Below are 1,343 nucleotides of genomic sequence, written 5' to 3'. Positions count from 1 at the left end.
GCCCTGGGATGCACCCGTGGCGCTGCAGCCCGGCTTCCGGCTGCGCAAGCTGCACCAGCCCCTGCAGGATGCGGCGCTGCCAGCCGGGCATTATAATCTCATCTACTTCGACGCCTTCGCCCCCGAAAAGCAGCCCGAGCTGTGGAGCGAAACCATTTTCGCCCAGCTCTATGCCGCCGCCGCGCCCGGCGCGGTGCTGGTGAGCTACTGCGCCCAGGGCCAGTTCCGGCGCAACCTGCGCGCCGCCGGCTGGCTCACCGAGAAGCTGCCCGGCCCCCCCGGTAAGCGCGAGATGACGCGAGCCCGGAAGGAGGTTGTCGGCTAAACAAGGATGTCATGCTGAGCACAGTCGAAGCATCTCGACTGTGAAACGCAATTCAATCGAATGGTTTACTATTGCGGCAGAGATGCTTCGACTGCGCTCAGCATGACGTCCTATTCTACCTAATTCGAATCTTCAGTGAGCCGCCGATTCCTCGATACCGAAAGCCCCGGCTGGGTAGCCGATGGCCTCATTAGCGAGGCGCAGCGGCAACAGCTGCTGGCCCGCTACCCGCAACAGGCCCCCGCGCTGGGGCTGCTACCCATTCTGGGCAGTGTGCTGGTAGGCCTGAGCGGGCTGAGCGTGGTAGCCGCTAACTGGCAGGGGCTGCCTGCGGCTCTGCGGCTGGCGCTGCTGCTGGGCAGCCTGGTGGGCAGCTACGCCGCGGGCAGCTACTTCCTGCGGCGCGGCAACCCCGACCTGGGCCACGGCCTCATCGGGCTGGGGCTGATTCTGTTCGGGGCCAGCATCATTCTCATCAGCCAGCTCTACCAGTTGGTGGGCTACGATGCCAGCGGGCTGCTGGCCTGGGTGGTGGCTGGCGTGGGCATGAGCTACGTGTACGGTTCGCGGCTGCTGGTGCTGCTCACGGTGCTCATCGGGGCGGCGGTGCAAACGTACTGCGTCGAGTCGTTGGGCATCTTCAGCTATGTTACGGCCTGGCTGGTGGCGGGCGGGCTGGGCTACTATTGGTGGCGGCGGCCCGATGTGGTGGGCAGCTACGTGCTGGCCGCCGGCCTGCTCTGGCAGGCGGGCCTGCTCATCATTGCGCTCCACGCCAAGATTACCTGGTTTTTTGTGCCAGCCATGCTCATCTACGCGGCCGGCGACTGGCAGCCCAACCGCCTCGGCGGCCGGGCCTTGCAGGTGCCGCCACTGGTGGCGGCTTACCTGTTCATGTTCGGGCTGGCCATTTTTGGCGAAGCCGATGCCTACGCCAACGTGCTGCGGCCCCCGCTGCTGCCCTACTTGGGGGCGCTGGCGGCGGTGTTGGCCGTGTCGGTGGCCGGCAAGCGGGCAC

2 protein-coding genes are annotated in these 1,343 nt (G+C 66.3%); both read left to right on the top strand.

What is annotated here, in order from left to right:
• Positions 1-325: MnmC family methyltransferase (locus ACYVDE_RS22960; protein WP_460503855.1), on the top strand; the 325-nt coding region annotated here is incomplete at its 5' end.
• Between the two features lie 135 nt (positions 326-460).
• Positions 461-1,343: DUF2157 domain-containing protein (locus tag ACYVDE_RS22955; protein ID WP_460503854.1), on the top strand; the 883-nt coding region annotated here is incomplete at its 3' end.

It is taken from the genome of Hymenobacter agri (assembly GCF_054778495.1).
The sequence above is the reverse complement of the archived record's forward strand: the minus strand, read 5'-3'. Positions and strand labels throughout refer to the sequence as shown.